24 protein-coding genes and 2 pseudogenes are annotated in these 21,645 nt (G+C 45.3%); 5 read left to right on the top strand and 21 right to left on the bottom strand.

Annotated features, from left to right (window positions below):
• Window positions 1-78: 78 nt before the first annotated feature.
• Complete coding sequence (locus ACUN27_RS17225) at window positions 79-783, bottom strand: SDR family NAD(P)-dependent oxidoreductase (protein ID WP_315950661.1); 705 nt, start codon at window positions 781-783, stop codon at window positions 79-81.
• A gap of 213 nt (window positions 784-996) precedes the next feature.
• On the opposite strand from ACUN27_RS17225, the gene ACUN27_RS17220 reads away from it, so the two are divergent.
• On the top strand, window positions 997-1,893 hold the full coding sequence (locus tag ACUN27_RS17220; RefSeq protein ID WP_315950662.1) for a LysR family transcriptional regulator: 897 nt from the start codon (window positions 997-999) through the stop codon (window positions 1,891-1,893).
• A 149-nt stretch (window positions 1,894-2,042) separates the two neighbouring features.
• Here the strand turns inward: ACUN27_RS17220 and ACUN27_RS17215 are convergent, their stop codons facing one another.
• The 4 genes and pseudogenes from ACUN27_RS17215 to ACUN27_RS17200 form a co-directional block, all read right to left on the bottom strand.
• The gene (locus tag ACUN27_RS17215) at window positions 2,043-2,528 is read right to left on the bottom strand and encodes a DUF1572 family protein (RefSeq protein WP_315950663.1); all 486 of its coding nucleotides are present in this window, start codon (window positions 2,526-2,528) and stop codon (window positions 2,043-2,045) included.
• A gap of 38 nt (window positions 2,529-2,566) precedes the next feature.
• Window positions 2,567-2,848, bottom strand: a pseudogene (locus ACUN27_RS17210) (aldo/keto reductase); the annotation flags it as partial.
• A 300-nt stretch (window positions 2,849-3,148) separates the two neighbouring features.
• A complete protein-coding gene (locus ACUN27_RS17205) occupies window positions 3,149-3,409 on the bottom strand; it encodes a hypothetical protein (protein WP_315950664.1) in 261 nt (86 codons plus the stop codon).
• 35 nt (window positions 3,410-3,444) lie between these two features.
• Complete coding sequence (locus tag ACUN27_RS17200) at window positions 3,445-4,425, bottom strand: oxidoreductase (protein WP_445559276.1); 981 nt, start codon at window positions 4,423-4,425, stop codon at window positions 3,445-3,447.
• A gap of 194 nt (window positions 4,426-4,619) precedes the next feature.
• Here ACUN27_RS17200 and ACUN27_RS17195 point away from each other — a divergent pair, with 194 nt between their 5' ends.
• Together ACUN27_RS17195 and ACUN27_RS17190 are read left to right on the top strand one after the other, a co-directional pair.
• On the top strand, window positions 4,620-5,522 hold the full coding sequence (locus ACUN27_RS17195; RefSeq protein ID WP_445559275.1) for an AraC family transcriptional regulator N-terminal domain-containing protein: 903 nt from the start codon (window positions 4,620-4,622) through the stop codon (window positions 5,520-5,522).
• A gap of 98 nt (window positions 5,523-5,620) precedes the next feature.
• Window positions 5,621-6,709, top strand: coding sequence for a M24 family metallopeptidase (locus tag ACUN27_RS17190; RefSeq protein WP_326059794.1), 1,089 nt, complete (start codon window positions 5,621-5,623; stop codon window positions 6,707-6,709).
• Between the two features lie 109 nt (window positions 6,710-6,818).
• On the opposite strand, the gene ACUN27_RS17185 is transcribed toward ACUN27_RS17190, so the two are convergent.
• On the bottom strand, window positions 6,819-7,529 hold the full coding sequence (locus ACUN27_RS17185; RefSeq protein ID WP_315950669.1) for an SDR family NAD(P)-dependent oxidoreductase: 711 nt from the start codon (window positions 7,527-7,529) through the stop codon (window positions 6,819-6,821).
• A gap of 104 nt (window positions 7,530-7,633) precedes the next feature.
• Here ACUN27_RS17185 and ACUN27_RS17180 point away from each other — a divergent pair, with 104 nt between their 5' ends.
• Complete coding sequence (locus ACUN27_RS17180) at window positions 7,634-7,993, top strand: MerR family transcriptional regulator (RefSeq protein ID WP_326059797.1); 360 nt, start codon at window positions 7,634-7,636, stop codon at window positions 7,991-7,993.
• A gap of 84 nt (window positions 7,994-8,077) precedes the next feature.
• Here ACUN27_RS17180 and bshB2 read toward each other — a convergent pair whose 3' ends face one another.
• The 11 genes and pseudogenes from bshB2 to ACUN27_RS17125 form a co-directional block, all read right to left on the bottom strand.
• Window positions 8,078-8,734, bottom strand: coding sequence for a bacillithiol biosynthesis deacetylase BshB2 (gene bshB2, locus ACUN27_RS17175; protein ID WP_326059799.1), 657 nt, complete (start codon window positions 8,732-8,734; stop codon window positions 8,078-8,080).
• 22 nt (window positions 8,735-8,756) lie between these two features.
• Window positions 8,757-9,101, bottom strand: coding sequence for a YojF family protein (locus tag ACUN27_RS17170; protein ID WP_445559274.1), 345 nt, complete (start codon window positions 9,099-9,101; stop codon window positions 8,757-8,759).
• A gap of 165 nt (window positions 9,102-9,266) precedes the next feature.
• Window positions 9,267-9,611 carry a hypothetical protein gene (locus ACUN27_RS17165; RefSeq protein ID WP_445559273.1) on the bottom strand — a complete coding sequence of 115 codons (345 nt, stop codon included), beginning with the start codon at window positions 9,609-9,611 and terminating at the stop codon, window positions 9,267-9,269.
• A 6-nt stretch (window positions 9,612-9,617) separates the two neighbouring features.
• Complete coding sequence (locus ACUN27_RS17160) at window positions 9,618-10,043, bottom strand: hypothetical protein (protein ID WP_445559272.1); 426 nt, start codon at window positions 10,041-10,043, stop codon at window positions 9,618-9,620.
• A gap of 12 nt (window positions 10,044-10,055) precedes the next feature.
• Window positions 10,056-10,421 carry a DUF2089 domain-containing protein gene (locus ACUN27_RS17155; protein WP_315950676.1) on the bottom strand — a complete coding sequence of 122 codons (366 nt, stop codon included), beginning with the start codon at window positions 10,419-10,421 and terminating at the stop codon, window positions 10,056-10,058.
• Between the two features lie 231 nt (window positions 10,422-10,652).
• A pseudogene (locus tag ACUN27_RS17150) lies at window positions 10,653-11,051 on the bottom strand (SDR family oxidoreductase); the annotation flags it as partial.
• Between the two features lie 126 nt (window positions 11,052-11,177).
• Window positions 11,178-12,935, bottom strand: a complete 1,758-nt coding sequence (locus ACUN27_RS17145; protein ID WP_445559271.1) for a stalk domain-containing protein — start codon at window positions 12,933-12,935, stop codon at window positions 11,178-11,180.
• 35 nt (window positions 12,936-12,970) lie between these two features.
• Window positions 12,971-13,699: a PIG-L family deacetylase gene (locus tag ACUN27_RS17140; protein WP_445559270.1), complete on the bottom strand. Its 729-nt coding sequence runs from the start codon at window positions 13,697-13,699 to the stop codon at window positions 12,971-12,973.
• Complete coding sequence (locus ACUN27_RS17135; protein ID WP_315950681.1) at window positions 13,696-14,007, bottom strand: DUF1806 family protein; 312 nt, start codon at window positions 14,005-14,007, stop codon at window positions 13,696-13,698. Before ACUN27_RS17135 ends, ACUN27_RS17140 begins: the two co-directional genes overlap by 4 nt.
• Before the next feature lie 99 nt (window positions 14,008-14,106).
• Window positions 14,107-15,276: an MFS transporter gene (locus ACUN27_RS17130; protein ID WP_326059809.1), complete on the bottom strand. Its 1,170-nt coding sequence runs from the start codon at window positions 15,274-15,276 to the stop codon at window positions 14,107-14,109.
• 38 nt (window positions 15,277-15,314) lie between these two features.
• The gene (locus ACUN27_RS17125) at window positions 15,315-15,653 is read right to left on the bottom strand and encodes a hypothetical protein (RefSeq protein ID WP_326059811.1); all 339 of its coding nucleotides are present in this window, start codon (window positions 15,651-15,653) and stop codon (window positions 15,315-15,317) included.
• 194 nt (window positions 15,654-15,847) lie between these two features.
• Between ACUN27_RS17125 and ACUN27_RS17120 the strand changes: the two genes are divergently transcribed.
• The gene (locus ACUN27_RS17120) at window positions 15,848-16,732 is read left to right on the top strand and encodes an AraC family transcriptional regulator (protein ID WP_315950686.1); all 885 of its coding nucleotides are present in this window, start codon (window positions 15,848-15,850) and stop codon (window positions 16,730-16,732) included.
• Between the two features lie 65 nt (window positions 16,733-16,797).
• Here the strand turns inward: ACUN27_RS17120 and ACUN27_RS17115 are convergent, their stop codons facing one another.
• From ACUN27_RS17115 to katG, 4 genes are all read right to left on the bottom strand, one after another.
• Window positions 16,798-18,027 (bottom strand): RNA polymerase sigma factor, encoded by a 1,230-nt coding sequence (locus ACUN27_RS17115; protein WP_326059813.1) that lies wholly within the window; start codon window positions 18,025-18,027, stop codon window positions 16,798-16,800.
• Complete coding sequence (locus ACUN27_RS17110; protein ID WP_315950688.1) at window positions 18,024-18,374, bottom strand: YciI family protein; 351 nt, start codon at window positions 18,372-18,374, stop codon at window positions 18,024-18,026. The genes ACUN27_RS17115 and ACUN27_RS17110 overlap by 4 nt, the downstream gene beginning before the upstream one ends.
• 115 nt (window positions 18,375-18,489) lie before the next feature.
• On the bottom strand, window positions 18,490-19,002 hold the full coding sequence (locus tag ACUN27_RS17105; protein WP_326059815.1) for a DinB family protein: 513 nt from the start codon (window positions 19,000-19,002) through the stop codon (window positions 18,490-18,492).
• Between the two features lie 210 nt (window positions 19,003-19,212).
• Window positions 19,213-21,402 (bottom strand): catalase/peroxidase HPI, encoded by a 2,190-nt coding sequence (katG, locus tag ACUN27_RS17100; RefSeq protein ID WP_445559269.1) that lies wholly within the window; start codon window positions 21,400-21,402, stop codon window positions 19,213-19,215.
• Window positions 21,403-21,645: the final 243 nt, after the last annotated feature.

Below are 21,645 nucleotides of genomic sequence, written 5' to 3'. Positions count from 1 at the left end.
AAAAGATACAAAGGGTTTATTTTGCCCGTTAATTCAAAAAACGGCAGCCATTTGCTGGCTGCCTACTTCTTTTGATAATTAATCCATATATTGCTCGTCTGACTCATTTAAAGCTGCAAACAAAATTTTCTCTGCGACCATTTCAGGAGTATCTTTTGGAGAAGAAGAACCTTGTTGTTGCTGCTCATGAGCCCCTAGAGCGTTCTTGCCAAAATCCGTTGCGGTTGAGCGCGGATAAACGGTTATTAGACGGATATGATCTGAGGCTAACTCATCTCGTGCTGTATCGGAAATCATGTTCAAAGCAGCTTTGGTTGCAGCATAAGCACCCAATCCAGCAATATGCATCTTGGATACCACAGAGCTTATATTGATGATCATACCTCCCCCTTGCCTTCGCATGACAGGGATCGCAGATTGCATAGCTGCTATCGGTCCTAGTACATTGAGTTCGAAGATCTTGCGGAAGTCATCAGGATTTAGGTCAGCAACCTTGCCAACTGCAGCTTGTCCTACGTTATTGATGACCACATCCAGGCGGCCAAAGTGGAGCACCGTTTCCTCGATGGCTCGTTGTACTTGCCTGGGATCACTCACGTCAGCAGGCATAGCGACAGCATCAATACCCTGGTTCTGTAATTCCTTGGCGAGATGATTTAGTACATCGGCAGATCGGGCTACTAGTGCTAATTTAGCACCGGCAGCAGCAAATTGTCTTACTGTGCCTAAGCCGATACCAGCAGATGCTCCAGTTATAAAAACGACCTTGTTACGAATTTCCATAATAAATATTCCTTTCTTGTAGGAGATTAGCCTAACCGCTTCTGTGAAGAAACCGATCCAGCAGTCCTGAAAATGAAATCAATGCATGATATCAGCAAGCTTCAAAGTGCTTTGCTCTTTTCATCTCTAATGTTACAGTTGAAGAACTTGATACGGAAGTTCAAATAAGTTAGCATGGTATCAACTATTGGTTTATGCAAAAGGGGTCATAGAATGCTAGAACAATTGAATACATTTATTCAGGTCGTAGAGTCCGGTAGCTTTTCAAAAGCAGCTGAAAAACTTTTTATTTCTCCTACCGCTGTGATGAAGCAAATGAATCTATTGGAAAAACATGTAGGCATGCCTCTTTTGATCCGCACTAATCATGGAATTGAACTGACCAAAGCGGGAAAATCCTTTATCAAGGATGCGACATTTATGGTGCAGTATTTCGAAGAAGCTTTGCTGCGAATGCGTCAATTCGTACAAGCAAATCAACTTGTAATTCGCGTGGGAACCTCTATGCTTAATCCCTGCAAGGTTTTGCTGGATATGTGGAATGAAGTCAGCAACCAATTCCCGCAATTCAAAATCAATATCGTGCATTTTGAGGATGATTCACATACACTCCCAACCACTTATCGTACTATCGGCAAAAACTATGATTTCATCGTAGGGCCTATCCATACAGAGAATTTAAAGGAATATTTCCAAGTACTTGAGTTGGGAACTAATCGTTTTTGCTTTGCTTTATCTCGAAACCATCGGCTGGCTTCTAAAAAAACAATATCTGTGAATGATTTGTATGGAGAGGAATTGGCTGTAGTAAATGGTGGAGGTAGCGCAGTAATTGATGAAATTCGTGATTTTATGATAAAGAATCACCCTAAAATCCGAATTAAAGATATTCCGCGTCTATATGATATTGATATTTTTAATCGATGTGAGGAAAGTGGTGTTGTCTTACTAACTTTAGATGTATGGGCAGATATTCATCCGTCCCTAGTAACAATTCCTAGCGACTTGGACTTCGCAATCCCCTATGGCTTGATGTATCCCTTATATCCTTCTGAGGATGCCAATCAGTTTTTAGAAATCATTAAGGAAATACGATCTCAGCAGAATTAACCGGTACATAGTCTACCACATTGTCTGTAAGTCCAATAGATGAAAAAAGACTGCCGAATGGCAGCCTTAGTAAGAGGTACACTTGCGCAGAGCTTCTCCAATGACAATGAATTGGGCTATAGCGGAGACTCCCTCTTTTCAAATCTCACTTAAATCCGTTTCTTCTTTGGAACAGTTGTTGTCAAATAATCTTCATCTTTCAATATCTTCGCAATATATAAAATCTGCCCCATGTGTTCCGAGAAATGAGTTGCACTCTGAATAAAAATCTCTAAGTTGGTTTGTTCACGATTACCTGTTTTTTGAGTTTGCAATAATCCTTCGTTATCCATTGCCATTAATGTCTCTTTAACTTCATGAAATGAAGTCTTAATATTCTCGATTAAATCATTTTTCGATATAAAATGCACTTCAAACTCCCCATCACGGTCTCTCGTGAACGGTATCTTATTCATTCCTTTGCCAATACGATCGTTTATATTGCCGCTAATGTGAACGATTAAATTCGAAATACTATTACTTGACTCGTTAGGACGCCAATTTACTTGTTCATCGTTTAGCTGCTCCAAAACCAAAACGATCCTTCGCTCAATGACCTCAAATCTGTCATTTAACATGTTTTTTATCTCTTTCATATAAACACCTCATTTGAGATTATAGTAAGATACACTTCTTAAATGTTCACATATGACATATTGGCCTTAGTATAACGTTCACCAGCAGTGATGCCTATTGGCGCGACTTCATTAATCTGCCTTAACTCATCTTGTGTTAGTACAATATCTGCGGCAGCAGCGTTTTCCTCCAGGTATGAAATCCGACGAGTTCCGGGAATCGGGACACACCCCTGAGCGATCGTCCAAGCCAATGCCAACTGTGAGGGTTTGACCCCTCTTGCATCAGCAATCTGAGTTAAAGCTTCAACGATACGCATATTAGATGCCAGGTTTTCGCCGCTAAGTCGAGGATCCGTTTTGCGAAAGTCCGTTTGATGAAGTTGGTCCGTCTATTAAAAGGTAGGATTACATATCAATTCACAAGTACTAATACTTTTGTTATGTTGAAATGCTCATCTCTACTATACATTGAAACTAGCAATCATTCATAATACAGATATGAGATGTTGTGCATCTAATAAAATGATAGCTAGAATTTCATCATCCCGTATTTTGTTATAAAGGTAAAAATAATGTGCCAAGCATCGTAATTACAGCGAGTACTAAGACCCCCCAATAGACACTGTGAAGAGCAATTGTCAAACCGCCGGGATTTGATGCGTTTTCGAAGAGTCTAATACTTGGTTAATCGAATTTATCGAAACGGCATTTCCCAACGGATTATCAGAGCTTAATACAAATCTTTTAAATCTAAAGTTCAATATTCCACCTAACAAAGCAGCGCCGACTGAGCTACCTAATAGACGCATGAACATATTCGAAGCAGTAGTGAATCCTCCCATTTCACCGACAATGCTAGGCATAGCGGTTGAAATAATCGTCATTTCAATCGCAGCCATAAACATGGATATAACTATAGTCATTTGCAAGCTTATTAAGGCTTGATTTTTGAGCCTGTGAGCTGCTCGCTAAGCTGCCATAGGCGGCCAGCGGCAACAGGATCGATGGCGCGTGGTCGTACGCCAAATCTTTCCATTGATTCATCGGTCGGTAACAAAGGGGCAATCTCGCAATTCACACAATAAACGCCTCCCAAGCCATCCAATTGAGGACTAGTCGCACACCATACGCTTGTTGCCGCACCCTGCTGTGGCGTCTTCCTATCTGCACCCTCAGGATCGATAATTGGCTTACCGTTTTCATCAAAAAGTTTAACAGCATCCAATTCCGTCTGTGACAAATGTCTCTGCAAATCCGTTGCAATGCCACCTGGATGGACCGAGAAAGCTCGTACGCCATGACGTTGCCCAATCGAGTCTAGTGCCACAGCGAACAAAGCGTTTGCGCTTTTTGCCTGACCATAAGCAGCCCAAGGATGGTATTCCCGATGTTCGAAATGAGGATCATCAAAGTCAACTTCACCTCTGATATAGCCATAAGAAGATAGGGCTACAACACGCGCTCCTTCCGCGCGAACCAGCGCCGGCCAAAGACGTACGGTCAGCTGAAAATGTCCAAGATGATTAGCTGCAAACTGGGATTCATAGCCGCGTTCGTCACGAGCTAGCGGCGCAGCCATGACGCCAGCATTGTTGACAAGAATGTGCAGCTTGTCAAAATGTCTAAGGAAACGATCTGCAAAAGCATCGATGGATGCGGGGTGAAGCAAATCCATGACCTCTATAAGGACATCCGGCATTTCAGCGAGAGCAGCCTTAGCCTTATTTATATCTCGAGCGGGCACGATAACTTTGGCCCCTGCGGAGTGGAATGCACGAACGGTTTCTAACCCGATGCCGGAATAGCCTCCAGTAACCACAATGATTTTACCAGTTAAATCGATCCCTTGGATGACCTCGGCTGCTGTTGATGTTGCTCCAAAACCGGAGCTAATAGGAGTTTGCTTCGTTGCCATAAGGATATCTCCTCCGTTTGTTGTTTTAGCATGAAAGCCTTGGCTTCAGCTTCTACATTATGCAACGGATTTAGGACCGATCGGTATAACATTCATCTCAATTGATTGCCTATTCCTATCACATCCATTGCAGTTGAAAGTGACTGTATATTATGATTGGAACAACTATCGGGTATGTTAAGGAGGATGAGATTATGGATCGCCAACTCGAACTGCGTGAACATATTGTTAATCTTATAGAACGTCATTCACGACAAAATAACGGCTCGCACCCCACTTCGATTCCATCTTTGATTCTCTTTCGTCAAGATAAAAGGACAACCCCCACTCACGGGGTACATGACCGCTCAATTTGTTTTGTTTTTCAAGGTAAAAAGGAAGTCACGTTAGCTCAGGAACTCTATCGCTATGAGTCAGCTGAATATATTGCCGCCTCCGTCGATTTGCCAGTAATCAGCCAAGTTATCGAAGCTTCCCCAGAAGCTCCCTATCTCGCGCTCAAGCTGAAATTTACACCAGAACAAATACTCGAGGTCATTCAGGAGTCCAAAATCCAGACACATCCGGAAGAACACGCAAAGCGAGGTTTATTTGTCGGAAAAATGGAAGAGGCATTATTGGATGCTGTTAAACGATTCGTGCAATTGCTGGATCACCCGGAAGAGATCCCCTTACTTGCGCCGCTCATTACAAAAGAAATTCTGTTTCGCGTTATACAAGGAAATCACGGGATCGCATTGGAACAGATCGTCAAGGATGGGAGCGGTGCATACCGAATCATCCATGCCATCGACCATATCAAACAAAATTTTGAAAAACCATTGCGTATCGATGATCTTGCGGAAATAGCCAATATGAGCGTTCCCTCGTTGTATCGACATTTTAAAGATATAACCGCAATGAGCCCAATTCAATTTCAAAAACACCTGCGATTGCAAGCGGCTCGAAGCCTTTTATTAAGCGAACCTACTGAGGCTGCTGAAGTCGCATTCCGGGTAGGTTACGAGAGCCCTTCTCATTTTAGCCGAGAATATACTAGAATGTTCGGTCTCTCGCCTATTCAAGATATCAAACGTCTGCGAACGTTGAATGTGTGACAACCTTGTCACCCGACGCTTATTGACATTATAATGAGTTCATTATGTGAAAATTAACCCAGTGTCAGTAAACGCCGAAAGGACGATTGATGAATTTCATGAATACTCGAATTGAACAACTAGTTGCTTATATGGATCAGCGAGCGATTGATGCTGTGCTGATTACGATGCCGAAACATGTGTATTATTTGACCGGGTTTGCGAGCGACCCACATGAACGTTTTCTCGGTTTGCTAATCCCACGCGGCGCTGAACCGCTGCTAATCGTACCGGCTCTGGATCTTGAAGCAGCGCAAGCCGCATCGACCGTAAAGGCAATCCATACTCATACGGACACCGATAATCCCTATGAAATTCTCAGCAAGCTTCTGCCATCCGGCATTCGAACGCTGGGACTGGAGAAGGACTATATGACGGTTAGCCGGTTCGAGGCAATAAGCCAAGCGGTCGGTGCAGCCGTCTATGCCGATATCGACGAGCCGCTGCGCGAGATGCGCGTCATTAAGACTCCGGATGAAGTTATTCGCATGAAGCATGCGGTACGGATCATTGAGGATGTTCTGCAAGCCGGCATCGCTCAAGTGAAACCAGGCGTTACCGAAATTGAACTTGTGGCGGAGCTGGAGTACCAGATGAAGAAGCTCTGTGCGAGCGGACCTTCCTTCTCGACGATGGTACTGGCGGGTGAGAAATCTGCGATGCCGCACGGCGTTCCGGGTTCACGGGCCGTCCGCGAAGGAGAGCTGCTTTTATTCGACCTCGGCGTCTATGCAGACGGATATGCATCCGATATTACGCGAACGTTCGCGGTTGGCGATATATCGGAAGAACAAGCGAAAATTTATCAAACGGTGCTGCAGGCGAACCTGCTGGCCATTGAAGCGACTCGTCCCGGCGCTACGCTCGCCAGCCTGGACCACGCGGCGCGCGAGCACATCACAGGCGCCGGTTACGGGAAGCATTTCATGCACCGACTCGGGCACGGTCTTGGTATGGATGTGCACGAATATCCGTCCGTACACGGCCAAAACCAAGAACTGCTGCGCAGCGGCATGGTCTTCACGATTGAGCCGGGCATCTACGTTCCGGGCGTCGGCGGTGTGCGGATTGAAGATGATGTGCTCGTCACGGACAGCGGCGTCGAGGTGTTAACCTCTTTCCCTAAGGGACTTACCGTCATAGGGTAATGTTTCAAACATAGGCAGGTGATGCCGGCTTGTGTATCTTGTGTGCAATAAAAAACTCTTGTCCGCCATGTAAAGGCAGCAAGAGTTTTTTACTTTCAATGGCTGACAGTTACCAGGCGTAAATGCCCTTCTCATCCAAGAATTCGGCATTATGACGTTTGCCATCTGTCGCATAACCCACAATAATCGCAGCAGCAGCTTCTTTCGATTTACCACCTGCGGCATTGCCGTTAAGATCTGTTGATGTGAACCCAGGCGTTACCGCGAATACTTGCGCTCTGCTGTTTCTAACTTCGTAAGCCATTGAAAGTGTCATGGCATTGTTGGCCGTTTTCGATGAGTTATAATCGAATGCATTTAAAGTAAACTCAGCATTTTGCATATGGTCCAGTGAAGCCATATCGGTCGATACATTGACGACTGTACCTTCGTTATCTTTGATTAAAGGGAATAACCGCTGGTTCAAACGAAAGGTCCCGAAAAAGTTAACTTCGAACGCATTCCTCAGATCTTCCTCTTTGGTTTCCATAAAAGAGCGGGAAAAAGCGCCTGGCATACCTGCGTTATTGATCAGAAGCTTCAATTCCGGATAACGCTTGTTGATCGTATCGGCTGCAATTTCGATGGTTTTCAAGTCTCGCATGTCAATTTGCACAAATTCTACGTCCAACCCCATGGAAGTTAGCTCGGAAACAGCTGCTTCACCGCGTTCGACACTACGTGCTCCAAGGATGACTTTCCAGCCTGCTTCGCCTAATTGCTTAACGATTTCAATTCCGATTCCTTTATTTGCTCCAGTCACTAAAGCGATCTTTTTCATGCGAATCCTTCTTTCTTTCATTTGAATTTTATTAACTATTTAAAAGTTACTATGCTACACTAAGTGTAGGTCAACAATTAATTTTTCATAAAAAGAGGGTTTGTATGTTAACGATTGGAGAAGTGGCAAAGAAAGTCGGAATCAATATTGGAGCGATCCGATTTTACGAAAGAAAGGGACTGTTGCAACCTGCTGCCCGAAACGAGCAGAATAACCGTCTCTACACGGAAAATGATCTGAACTGGCTAATTTTTATCAAATGCCTTCGCGAAACGGGGTTGAGTGTGGAGGACATCAAAACGTATTATGACAAAGTGAACGAAGGAACTTCAACCCTGCCTGAGCGAATCAAACTAATTGAAGATCAGAAGGAAAAGCTGTTAAATGATATTGCTGAGAAAGAAGCGCAGCTCGTTCATTTGGAAGAAAAGTTGAAGCGCTATTATCGCGGGGAAAATTATTAATATCGTATGTAACTATTCACCCGTTAAAGAACTAAAGACAGCCGACTTGTGCCGGCTGCCTTCATCTCTTCATTCAACTATGTTTTATGAGAATCGATACGTCCAGAATCGTTCCGTTCCGAAGCGTGCCAAAATTTCAGGATCGGATAATTTCTTGTTACCTAATAATTCTGCGGCTTGGAATTGAGACTTATGGGATTGAATAGAAGCCATCTTCTGTTCCAAAAAGCTTTTTACATCATGAACGATATCGGGTTTACCTATTTCTTGTTCATGATTTTTGGCGAATGCCATACAATGCACAGTTGGCCTTCGGTCGGCAGGCATTCTACCAATGGTTCGGATTACCGCCGCTCCGCATGCCTCGTGATCGGGATGAACACTTAGGGTCGGGTGGAAAGTAATGACTAACGACGGATTAAGCTCTTTGATAAGTTCTTCGATTCTTCCATCCAACTTGGCTTTATCCTCGAACTCGATCATTTTATCGTGAAAGCCGAGCATCCTGAGATCCTGGATGCCAATGGCGCGGCAAGAAGCTTCAAGCTCCTGTTTGCGAATGACAGGCAATGTGACCCGATTGGCGAAAGGCGGTATGCCCATATTGCGGCCCATTTCGCCTAAAGTTAAACAAGCGTAAGTGACTTCTGATCCTTGGCTAAGATGCATGGCAAGCGTTCCTGACGCGCTGAATGCTTCATCGTCCGGATGTGGAAGTACAACTAGAATGTGTCGTTCCATGTATGTTCAATCCTCCTTTACCTTAGAACGGTTCCCGGCTTAATTGCAGCGCCACGACAAGTTTTCCCGCCGTATCATGCCCCGCAAGGATAAGCCTTTCGGAATCCGTTTCTTCATAGTGAGTAAGCCCTTCGGAATAAACCCAACCTTGCTCCGTTTTCAAGCCGACGCGATAAGGTCCATTGCCCGAAATCGAGCCGTGAGAATAACGAATAACAGCGTTCGAAATAAAGGTCGCGGCCGGATGTTTCGTAGAATCCAGATGCGCGGCATAAGCCCCCGTTGTCATCTCGAGATGAATATATAAATCCTGATTAATAAGGATATCGATAAACTGCTGGACTTTCATCTTGTCGATAAGCTGCATATACTTCCCTCCAATTGCCTTAAATAGATATCGTGCTTCGAAGAAGTTTAACCGATATGACATTATTTTAGCATATCTTGCCTGCGAAACCATATCGACAAGAGAATGAAGACATAAAAAAAATGCCACATCCTATGCGGCATTCATTGATTTTAAAAAACTCGCTTACAGTTTAATCAACACTTCCGTGCCGTCCTGAGCTTTGACATCGACCAGAACCGTCCCTTTGTAACGCTGCAGCTCCTTGATGAGCTGTCTAATGGCTTGCTTCGTATTTCGGTTTTGGAGAATCGACAACACCAGTTCGATCCCGAACCGACTGCTGTCCATTTCGAAATCATGCTTCCGATTCAATTGCCCTTTCGAATCTCCCCCGAATTTGTTCAACCAATCCTTCAATATGCGGTGAATTAAATTGGAAGTCAGAATACCGCTCCCCATGTGCAGGACTGTATAAGGGACAGGAATCGTAAAAGCGTGCTCCTTACTCTTAACCTTCACAATCATCATGACCTGTCACTCAATCACGACGGTGACGGTGTCTGATACACCGGAGCGGATGTCAATGATTTGCCCGTCGAGCTCGTTCTCTATGGCATCGATTAGAAGGTCGATATCCTTCACATACTTCGCAGCCTGCGGAATATTGGACGCGATGCTGTGCCCCGCTGCGAGTACAGCTTTCACAAGTTTAATCGGCAAATTGATGTTCACATTATCATTTTCGTGAGAAGTTACCCGTATTTTCAATGTCTTATCTAAATAACCACCGGAAGTCGATGACAGTTTCTTCGAAACGTTGGGTTTCCCCAGCATCTGCACGGTATGCGAAGTAGGAGCCGTTTGTTTCTCCTTAAGTGCGTCAATCAACTCAGAAGCCTTGACCGAATCAATTTTACCCTCCTGCATCATGGACAACACTTTGCTGATTTCATCTTTCATCGTTATTCCTCCTTATTCATCCTTCAGCATTTTGACCGCTTCATCCGCAGTGATTTCGCCGTTCTCCAGCATGGCAATGACCTTCTTCTCATCGACTTCTGGCTTCTTCCGCGTATCGTATCCGAGGGCTGAAATGATATCATTGAGCTTACCGCGCACCGTCGGGTAAGATATTCCGAGCTCTTTCTCCACTTCCTTAATGTTGCCCCTGTTCACTAAAAAGGTAATCACAAAATGGAGTTGTTCGGGCGAGAGTAGAGCCAGATTGGATAATTCAAATGTGTTCTCTATGGTTGTCCGGCAATGTCCGCATTCCAGCTTGACGGCGTGCAAATGATGGTCGCATACAGGACACTGTGTGATGATGGGATATTTCATACTCGGCCCCTTTCTTTTTCTAAATTATAATTCATTAATTTTAAAATATAAATCAATAATTATTAATAATTACAAACGTAAAATTAATTTTATTAATTTTATTATTAAATATACTGAATATCATAAATCGCAGAATTCGATTGAAAACAAATAATCCGAGTATTGCTCAGAAGCAAGCAATACTCGGATTCAAAGATAAACCTTTTTATATAAAATTTCTGAGGAACTTCCTCAGAAGCCGGCCGTCCAACCTGCGTCCGCAGCGATAACTGCACCGTTAACAAAACTTGATTCGTCAGATGCGAGGAATAGAGCTACTTGCGCAATTTCTTCCGGTTGACCAGCGCGCGGAATGACACCTTGGGTAACCTTTGTTCGAGAAGCACCGAACTCGTTCACGTTAGTCATGGTTGAAGCGATATTTGTAATCGTCGCCCCTGGCGCAATCGCGTTGCAACGAATCCCTTTTTGAGCATACATAAAACCGGTATTTTTCGTAATCCCGATAACAGCATACTTAGAAGCCGTATAGGCAACGCCTGCATGAGCACCACTAAAACCGCCTGTTGAAGCTGTGTTGATGATGACGCCTTTTCCTTTTTCGAGGAAGATGGGAAGAGCTTGCATGACAAATACCTTCAAATTTTTTTTGAACACGGGGTTTCAGAAAAACATTTGAGCTTCTGCTAATTCCTTCGCATATACTTGCCAATCCTTCATGTTTTATCCAAGTGTAGGATGAATAATTTGCCAACACTAATAAGTAATTGTAATCACTTTTGTCGTATCGTCAAACTTCACTTTTGCTCCCAGCACTTCAGACATCAGGCGCACGGGTATCAATGTAGTATTATTATAGAGTTTCGCCGGTGTCTGCGTTTCCCGCTCCTGATTTCCATCTGCATACGCAGCTTTATTGGTAAAGAAGGTAATGGTTTTACCTTTTTTCGTGTAAATAGCCGCTTGCTTGGACTCGTCCCAGCTGACTGAAGCACCAAGGGCCCCAGCCAGATCCCTGACCCACAAGTAAGAAGATCCATCGATAATAACCGGCTCCATGCGGGCAGTCAGCTTAATCCCATCGAGTGTAAAGGCACTTTCCTGGAGTTTAAATGTAACAACGTGCGGTACATCCCCAGTCATTTGCAATTGTTTGATATAAAGCTCCGAGTCCTCATGCAGCTTTTGCTTGCCAACAGATGGAGCAGGTTCCGTTTGAAAGCTCCAGTCCTTGTCCAAAGTTTTTGCTTGACCGTTGTCCATGAACGATACTTTGACATGAGCGGTGTAGCGCGAGTCCGGAAGCAAGGGTTTCGTCGGGATCAGCATAACGGCATTATCCAACTCTTTATCGCTGTTGGGCGTATCGTGTAAGATGCTGATCGCTTTTCCTTCACTGTCCACTAGAGAAGCTTCATCCAGCATGATGTTTGTTACGTTCTGGCCGGAGATCACAGCCAACAACGGATAACCTACTGGATAGCTGGCAGCACCGCGATGAATTTGTAGCGGGTCAGGAGACTCATGTCCATTAAAATCAATTGGAACATAGCGGTCGCCAGGTGCCGGTGATACGATCATCTGTGTTGATGCTTGCTGTTTGAAGCCAAAATCCATGACCACATAGCTGCCTTCGCGGTCAATCCCAATTTCGGTCGCTTCCGGCATGAGAAATGGAATGCGATGGTAAGGTGCATCAAACAAGCTGTCAATCGCGTCAGTTATATTGCTCCAGCCGTAGGATGCATCCTCCCCCATCCCCAAGCCGGTATAATTGACATACCGAGCGCGCTGCGTCAGAGTTTCTCCGATGTAGCCTGCTTTGGCGTTGTCTTCGACATGGAGAGAAACTTTTTGAGCGTCCACTTGATTATTATGCAAGTAAGAAGCATGGAGTTGAGCGGCTTGCGACAGTTCCTGGCTCCAATGTAGTGGCTGAAGACCAAATAATTTTCGGTAATCATTTACGGCGTTCAGCCCTTTTTGTTGCTCGGCTGTGGGAGATGCTGTCACTGAAGTGTCAGCTTTTTTGGCAATGATAAACGTCCAGCTTTCCGACATTGGATGATAGCCGGACATATTGATGAACAGATCTACATGATGTTCGCCAGGTTTCAAATCTACTTGCGGCAAGTATGTATAGCTATTTGCATCTTGATCCCAAGTTCCCTTGACCTCTTGGTTATCCAACAGCATTTGGAAAGAAACGTTTTCGACTTTGAAAGTCGTAGTGACAAATGTAAATCCAATCTCAGGGCGTGAAATTCCTACGGTTAATTCCGGGAATCGCTTATATTGGAAAGACGATGAATCAGCGAAAGCTCTACCATTCGGGACAAAACTGACAATCAAACAGAAAGCTAACAGAAATGAAAATAATCTAACGGGGAAAAACTGGACTTGAATTGCATAACTCCTCCTGGACAACTGAAATGTAATCAGACAGCTTGGATGCTGAATGCTTACACTTAATTCAACAGAAGCAAGTAATTTCCTGCTATATTTACAATTCAATCCTATTTCCTCCTGAAGAGTTGACCCTTCAATACTCAGATTTCTATACGACGACCAAACAAATCATGTTGATTCAATACCGTAGAAGCCCTATCCGCTTTCAAAAAATATTCATAGTTACCGAATCTCGCTTTTGCTTCTTGGTCGGGCAGCCATACCCATTCGTCTATTTCAGTCTGGCACCGGTGGTCACGAAACGCGGCAAGCTTGGCATCCAGGTGCGCATGCACATCAATTTTGACGACATCTTTACGGGCATACCCATATCGTTCCGGACGCTCCATCGCATCGCCGAACGTAATAAAATACAAGGATCCCCGTTGGCCGGTTTTTTCAAAAGCAGCTGTCGTCGCTTTCCCAATGGCACAATGATCGGGGTGACCACCCAGCTTCTCATGAAAAGTAAGCACGACATCAGGGTCAATTTCTTGGATAATAGCTGCAATGCGTGATGTCAAACTATCCTCATCGACAAACTCAACGGTCTTATCGCGGATATCCAAAAATTGCAACTGCCGTATTCCCAAGCTATCGCAGGCATTCCGTAGTTCTATTTCACGAGCAGCTGCCATCGTTTCACGATTGAGGTAAGGCGGATTGCCCATACGTCGTCCCATTTCTCCGCGCGTTGCGCTTACTAGTGTAATGTCAACCTGTTCACTGGCGTACTTGGCGAGAGTACCTCCACAAATAAATGACTCGTCGTCGGGATGAGCAAACACCGCTAACAGCTTTTTCGATGGTGTATTTTGTGGCTTGTTCATTCTGGAAACGGCTCTTTTCCTACATGCAGGGCAACATTCATCCGACCTCTGTCATCATAACCAGCCAATAAAAGACGACCATTTGCATCAATCTCATAATGCGTTAGCGCTTCCATTCGAAGCCATCCATGCCCGTCAAATCGGAGAGCGGCACGAAATGGACCTTCCCCCGCTACAAACGCATGGGTAACCTTGACCTTGAAATTGCGTACGAATACAAAAGACGTTGCTTCACTGTGAATATAAACATCAGTACCAATAAAAGCTTGAAGCTCTTTTTCTACGTTTGATCGGTTTATTTTGATCATTGCTTTGACTCTCTTTTCTGAAAATATTTAAAATGCTATTTCTATATAATCGTATCACAGCTCATTATTTAAATAAAATACAGACGCCAGTTTTGTATCTCAAACAGACGCTTCCATTTCCAGTTGATCCCCATCGTTCGGCCGATAATAATACCAAAACAACGCCACTGCTGCAATACAGATGATAGAACAGACCATAAATCCTGAGCGAATACCAAACCAGCCGGCGTACAGTCCGCCTAACAACGAACCTAATGTGCGACTGATGGCGTTCATCGTCAAAGAATTCATCATTTGGCCGCTTGCTTTCAACTCTTTGGGCACATGTGTGCTCACGTACTCAGCCAGACATAAGTAAAAGAGCATGAACGTCCCGCCATGCAGCACCCACGTCGCCAGATAAACGGCTGGACTTAGCGAACCGCTGAACAGCAACCATCGTACGGCAAGAATAATCCCGGAGCAGAGCAATATCTTAAAGATCCCAAACCTCCGGTAAAGCGGCTGAAAAAACAGCATAAATGGAAACTGGCTGATCGAACCGATACTGACCCCAATGCCAATCAGCGCTGTGCTCATTCCCTGCTCTTTACTATAAACGGCTTGAAATGTCGTAAAAAAGCCCAGCGTACAGTTTACCACGAGCGTGTATAAGTAAATCAGAACAAGCTTTCTGCTGGTGAACAGCTGTTTCAGTTGTACCTTCGCCTTGTGCTGATGGCCTTCCACCTTAGGGATGCCCCAAGCCAGCAGAAAAGCAACGAACACGAGCCCGGAGAACAAAGGGAACATATAATGCAGATTACGGTCCAGCAGCCAGCCGGCTATAACCGCCATCAAAGCATAACCGACGGATCCCGCTGTGCGGATGCGGGAAAAATTAAATCCCGACTTGCGGGAAATCTCCAGCGTAATCGTGTCGCCCAGCGGGTTAATCACGCATTGGACGGCCCCGAACACTACTGTGCACGCAAATAACACCCAGAATTGACTGCCTGCCGCCGGTAACGTCCATACGAGAATTGAGGTAAGCAGCAGCGCTATAAGCAGCAGACGGTTTTTCGATGCCGCTCTGTCGGCGGCCAATCCCCATCGCGGTTGAGCGATCATTGCGGTAATCGCTCCCGCTGTCGAGAGCAAACCAATCTGAAAATGATCAAGATTGATATCGTTGTAATAGATCGGAATATAATTGCTGAAAGCGCCTAGCGCCATAAAGACAAGCGAGTAATACATAGACATGTACACATAGGTTGTTTTTCTTGCCATCTGATTTTCGCCTTCCTCATATGTAGTCGAAATTGCCGTTACATGGTAGTTGCCGTGCTTTTATAGTAACATCTTACAGATTCAAACGCGTGCCAGGCAGCTGCTTCATATATCATTTTATCTGGCAATTCTTGTTCCTGAAATACTAGATTCATATGATTTTCTAGTGTGTCCCTAATGCCACAAATCGTTTTATAAATGGAATCTATGTAAGGCAAATAATCTTTTAACAACTCCTGCGCTTTTTCACTGCCTTCATGAATGACTAACATCGCCTCGTCTTCGGGTACCTGATAGCATTCTCTCAATATATCTTTGATTCCATCCAGTAACTCGCTGTATTCGTCCTCTTTTAGAGTCGATAAAGGGAAAGTCATTCTATATCCACCTCCGTAGGATGTGATTCATAATCTTTGCAAGCAACATTGCCACCAAGAATGGCTACAAAGTATAATTAAAAGGTATCGACATTCCTATCATAGCTTATTTTTCGGCTAAAATAGTTATCTTCTTCCGTCACAAAATAGCACTCAATTGATATTTTGAAAAGCTGGCTGGATGGTGATCATCATTGAAAAACACAAAACAAATGGATGAACGTGCACAAGTATTTCATGTCCTTAACAACCGGGGAATAAGACTTAAATATAGGGCCGTGTCCTACGAGTGTCCTCCGTTAACTTACCATTATCATAAAGGGATCGAAGTCTTATTTGTCCATCAAGGAAAGGGGACCTTGACCCTTAACCGCAAGATTTACAATTTAGAGGCTGGCTGTGTAGTGATTTTACAACCCTTCCAGCTGCATCGCATTCAATTTGATGCCAATCCTCAAAATCCATATGTACGAACGGTTCTAACCTTTGAACCCTCAATCGTTGCACCTCATCTCAAAAACTTTACTGTCCTGTCTCGCTTTTTTGATCAGGTATGGAAGGAACAAATGTCCAATCAGGTGTTCCGCGAGGATCGGGATTCTACGTATATGTTAGGCATTCTGGAACGATTCAACGAATTGGTTACGGGGTGGAACGAAAAGGGTGAAGACCACGAGACGGCGTCGATGTTGATTCTCAACATTTTAGACTATCTTAGCTCACTGCACATTGGAGGTTTTGGAGGGGTAGCACGTCCAGATAGCCATGCCGAAAAAATAATGAATTGGGTCGAAGAACATTTTACGGAGCCTTTTGACTTGATTGAATTAGCAAAGGAACTGCATCTCTCCAAAAATCATGTATCGCGGTTATTTCGGACCGAAACAGGGGGAAGTATCACCGAATATGTCATTGCACGTAGAGTAAGACAGGCTTGTTGGTTATTGAAAACGGAATCAAAATCTATTGAACAGATTGGTTCATTGGTTGGCATACCTAATTTTCCTTATTTTTGTCGGATTTTCAAAAAGATCACAGGTTTTACGCCCATTCAGTATCGTAAAAGCCAGTTAAATTAAAACAACAGGGAGCAGTTGCCATTGCGGCAATCTACTCCCTGTTTTCATTTCCACCGTACAATCAACTAACATTCGTTAGATTGTTTCTCCAGAAATGCTCGAATGGATGGATCCGTGCACAGTCCTATGGCCCGGCTGTATAGGGCACGAGCCTCATCGTACCTCTGCATCCTTTTGAACAAATGAGCGCGCAGCGCCCAATATGGCTGATAGCTCTTAACCGCTTCTGCCGGTATATCATCCAACAGCGCCTTTCCCGCCTCTGCGTCGAACGCTTCAGCAACCGCTGCTGCGCGACCTACGATTGCGCCAATCGTTGGAGCAATGCTAACTAGCCCCTCGTACAGCAGAGCAATCTCTTCCCACTCTGTACGGTTCGTCCAAGCTCGCTGAGCATGCACCGATTGAATTGCCGCCTCAAGCTGGAACCGCCCGATGCGATTTCCATGTGCGGCCATACGGAGGCAATGCTCAGCCTCTTCGATCATTCCGATCGACCAGCTTGAATGATCCTGATCGGATATTGGAACATAGTGCCCGGTCTCATCGCGGCGTGCATAACGGCGCGCTTCGCAGTGCAGCATTAGGGCAAGCAATCCCAGTGCTTCGGGTTCCCCTGGCATGAATCGTACAATCAGTCTCCCCAGGAATATCGCTTCTTCGGCAAGCCCCTTCCTGCGAGGATCAACGCCGGCTATATCCTCCCAACCGCTTCCATAAGCTGCATAGACAGCTTCAAGTACGGCTCCAAGGCGCTCCGGCCATTCATCCTCACCGGGCAAATCAAATTTGATTTCATCATTCTTTATTTTTGCTTTAGCACGAGTGAGCCGCTGCCCCATCGTTGCCGGTTTAACGATAAAAGCTGAAGCAATGCGGGCCGCGTCAAGGCCAAGCACGGACTGAAGCATAAGCGGCGTGCGAACAGCAGGATCGATTTCGGGATGTGCGCAAATAAACAGCATCTTCAGCCGTTCATCCGGGAAATTCATCTCGATTTCGACACGGTGACTAGCCTCTTCTGCTATGGATAGTAAGGCATGCTCGGCGCCGGCTTGCACGCGGGCATGCCGGGTGCCATCGATCAACCGGCGCTTCGCAGCCGTAAGCAGCCATGCTTCGGGTTTGTCCGGCACTCCGCTCGTTGGCCATTTCTCCAACGCGGACAGAAACGCGTCCGCAAGCGCATCCTCCGCTGCCGCCAGATCACGAAAGCGGACAGCCAGGAAGGCAACCAGACGGCCGTAGGATTCCCTGGCCGTCTGTTCGATGATTGGGTAAGCTTGCCCGCTCATTTTGAAATCGGTTTGAGGTTGGGACGAACCTCAACCGAGCTGCCAGGGCAACGTGCCGCCCATTCCAATGCGTGATCCATATCCGGCACGTCAATGATGATCAAACCGCCGATTTGCTCCTTCGTTTCCGTGATCGGACCATCCTGAACAAGCAATTCACCGCCTTTGCGGCTGAGCGTGGTCCCCGTCTCCGGTGACTGGAGACCTGCGCTGCTTACAACAATGCCGGATTCGCGCAAAGCTGTAACATAATGAGCCCAGCTTGCCGCATAAGCCTCCTTGTGTATCGGGTCGGTTCGTTTGGCGAAATCCTCTGTTGTTTCATACATGATCAGTGTGTAATTCATCGTTACTGCTCCTCTCAACGTTCATATTGGAATAGCTTCATGCCGCCTTCACAATAATGACGAGCCAATTCACTGAATTTCTACATCAAACAAAAAAAATTATTATATCGGGCTGTCAGATCCCTGACTCCGCCAGTTTCTCGTCCAGGATTTCTTTTTGCCGCAGATGGTGCCTACTGTGCATACCAACCATTTCAAACCAATCACGGGCGTTTAGCCAACCGAACCAGCCATGGCGAACCTTGCATGTTGGATTCGCTTCCTCTATTCGGGTTGCCCAATAGGCCAACATCACTTGAACTTGCTCCAGTCCGGCTATGATTTCATCCTTACTTTCGGGATTTCTTGTCTCATTGGGCGGTTGGTCAAGTTTCACACGGATATTGGGCCACTCTTTTTCTGCAATCGCTTTCATTCCGTCTTCTGTTCTACCTTCTGACTCTTCCCTTGTTGCCTTCGTGCATGTTTCAATATGCCCGATATATTCTTTCGCCACTTCGATCACATGAATATACATTTGCCCGATTGACCATACGTCTTCCTCGCTTTTATATCGCAGCTGCTCTATCGAATACTTGTCCAGATTCTCCATGTATTGTTCGATAATAGCCGCACAATTGTTCAACATCAGATCCTCTCCCCACTAATCCAAGTTATTTACAGCAACCGCTAATAACGGATAAGCCCACGTATAACTCTATTCACATTTTTTTACAATCTACTTGGATCATACGAATTGACCGTTCTATTGTCAATGGCTGCCGTCAAGTTGAAGTGTATTTTAAAATAAAAAAAAGACCCAACCAAGTTATTAGAAAACTTGGTTGAATCTTTTTAACTACTGATTGTTAGTTAGCTCATAACGATCTGCATTCATTACTTTTACCCAAGCTGATATAAATTCACGTACAAACTTTTCTTTGTTATCATCTTGAGCGTAAACTTCAGCAATGGCACGTAGAATAGAGTTTGAGCCGAATACGAGATCAACGATCGTCGCCGTGCGCACGACTTTACCTGTCTGACGATCAGATCCTTCGTAAATGCCACCGCTAACAGGCTTCCACTGCACTCTCATATCAAGCAAATTAACAAAGAAGTCGTTCGTCAGTTTGCCTACTTGCTCGGTGAACACGCCATGTTTTGTCCCATCGAAGTTTGTACCCAGAACACGCATACCGCCTACAAGCGCAGTCATTTCTGGCGCAGTAAGGTTAAGCAGATGTGCCTTGTCTATAAGGAGTTCTGCAGCATTTACACTGTAATTCTTCTTCTGGTAGTTGCGGAAACCATCGGCCACCGGCTCTAGTACGGCAAAGCTTTCTACATCCGTTTGTTCTTGAGTGGCATCGCCGCGGCCAGCAGTGAAAGGAACCGTAACATCATAACCTGCATCCCGTGCAGCTTTTTCAACGGCAGCGCTACCACCTAGTACAATCAGATCAGCCAAACTTACTTTCTTATCAAGTTCAACCTGAATCGATTCCAGAATAGCAAGTACTTTATTAAGTTGTGTAGGCTGATTCACTTCCCAATCCTTCTGAGGAGCCAGTCGAATACGGGAACCATTCGCACCGCCGCGCATATCCGTACCCCGGAAAGTGCTTGCCGAAGCCCACGCCGTTTTAATCAGTTCGCTGATTGTAAGACCGGAGTTTAGGATCTTTGTTTTAAGATCTTCCACTTCCGCATCCGTTAATTTGGTATTTACAGCATCTACAGGATCTTGCCAGATCAGTACTTCTTCAGGAACTTCCGGACCTAGGTATCTTACACGAGGACCCATGTCTCTGTGTGTAAGTTTGAACCACGCGCGAGCAAAAGCATCTGCAAATTCTTCCGGATTCTCATGGTAACGGCGAGAAATCTTCTCGTATGCCGGATCCTCACGCAATGCTAAATCCGCTGTCGTCATGATCGTCGGAACGCGAATGGACGAATCTTCCGCATCCGGTGCGAGGTGCTCTTTATCAGGATTTATCGGAGCCCACTGATAAGCGCCTGCCGGGCTTTTCGTAAGCTGCCATTCATATCCAAAGAGCATATCAAAGAAGCCATTGTCCCACTGCGTCGGATTCGCAGTCCAAGCACCTTCAATACCGCTGGTAATCGTGTCACGACCTCTACCGGAACCGTGCGTATTGATCCAACCTAAGCCCAGCGCTTCAACTGGAGCACCTTCCGGTTCTGCACCCACATGCGCAGCATCTCCTGCACCATGTGCCTTGCCGAATGTATGGCCGCCGGCTACGAGCGCGACGGTTTCTTCATCATTCATTCCCATGCGCTTGAACGTTTCGCGAATGTCGCGTGCACTTGCAAGTGGATCTGGTTTACCGTTCGGGCCCTCTGGATTTACATAGATAAGACCCATCTGAACAGCAGCAAGCGGATTCTCAAGCTCGCGATCACCAGTGTAACGTTTATCCCCTAACCATTCTGTCTCGACACCCCAGTAGATATCTTCTTCCGGATGCCACACGTCCACTCGGCCGCCACCGAAACCAAAGGTCTTGCCCCCCATGGATTCAATTGCCACATTACCTGTTAAAACGAATAAATCCGCCCACGAGATCTTATTGCCATACTTTTGCTTAATGGGCCAAAGCAGTCGACGGGCTTTATCGAGGTTTCCATTGTCTGGCCAGCTATTCAGAGGAGCAAACCGCTGGTTTCCGGTTCCGGCACCGCCGCGACCGTCACCTGTACGGTATGTACCTGCAGCATGCCAAGCCATACGTATGAAAAATGGACCATAATGTCCATAGTCAGCAGGCCACCAATCTTGACTATCAGTCATTAGACTTTTAAGATCCTGCTTAAGCGCTTGATAATCTAACTTTGCAAACTCTTCTGCGTAATTAAAATCCGCACCCATCGGGTTGGATTTCTGATCATGTTGATGAAGTATGTACAAGTTGAGCTGATTGGGCCACCAGTTTCTATTCGTCGTACCGCTTGATTTGTGACTAGTTGCGCTGCCGTGTGGAAACGGACATTTGCCTTCGCTACCGGAAGTCAAATCCATAGTATCACCCCTACAATAATTAATTTTAAATAATAATTGTTCTAAATACAGTTATAAAGCTAATTGGAATAAAAATCAACTTTTTTTTGCCAATCGATCCCTATTCTTGTCCTAATTCATACATATGAAGCAATACTGAAAATTAGTATCTCATCACGAGCTCGTTAGCTTACTTTCCAGACGAAAGTATTCGCCTAGAAAGTGCAAAAAAGCTGCAGCACCTTGTCCACAGCTTAGGAATTT

It is taken from the genome of Paenibacillus sp. WC2504 (assembly GCF_052682475.1).
This window is presented reverse-complemented; position numbering and strand designations above follow the sequence as displayed.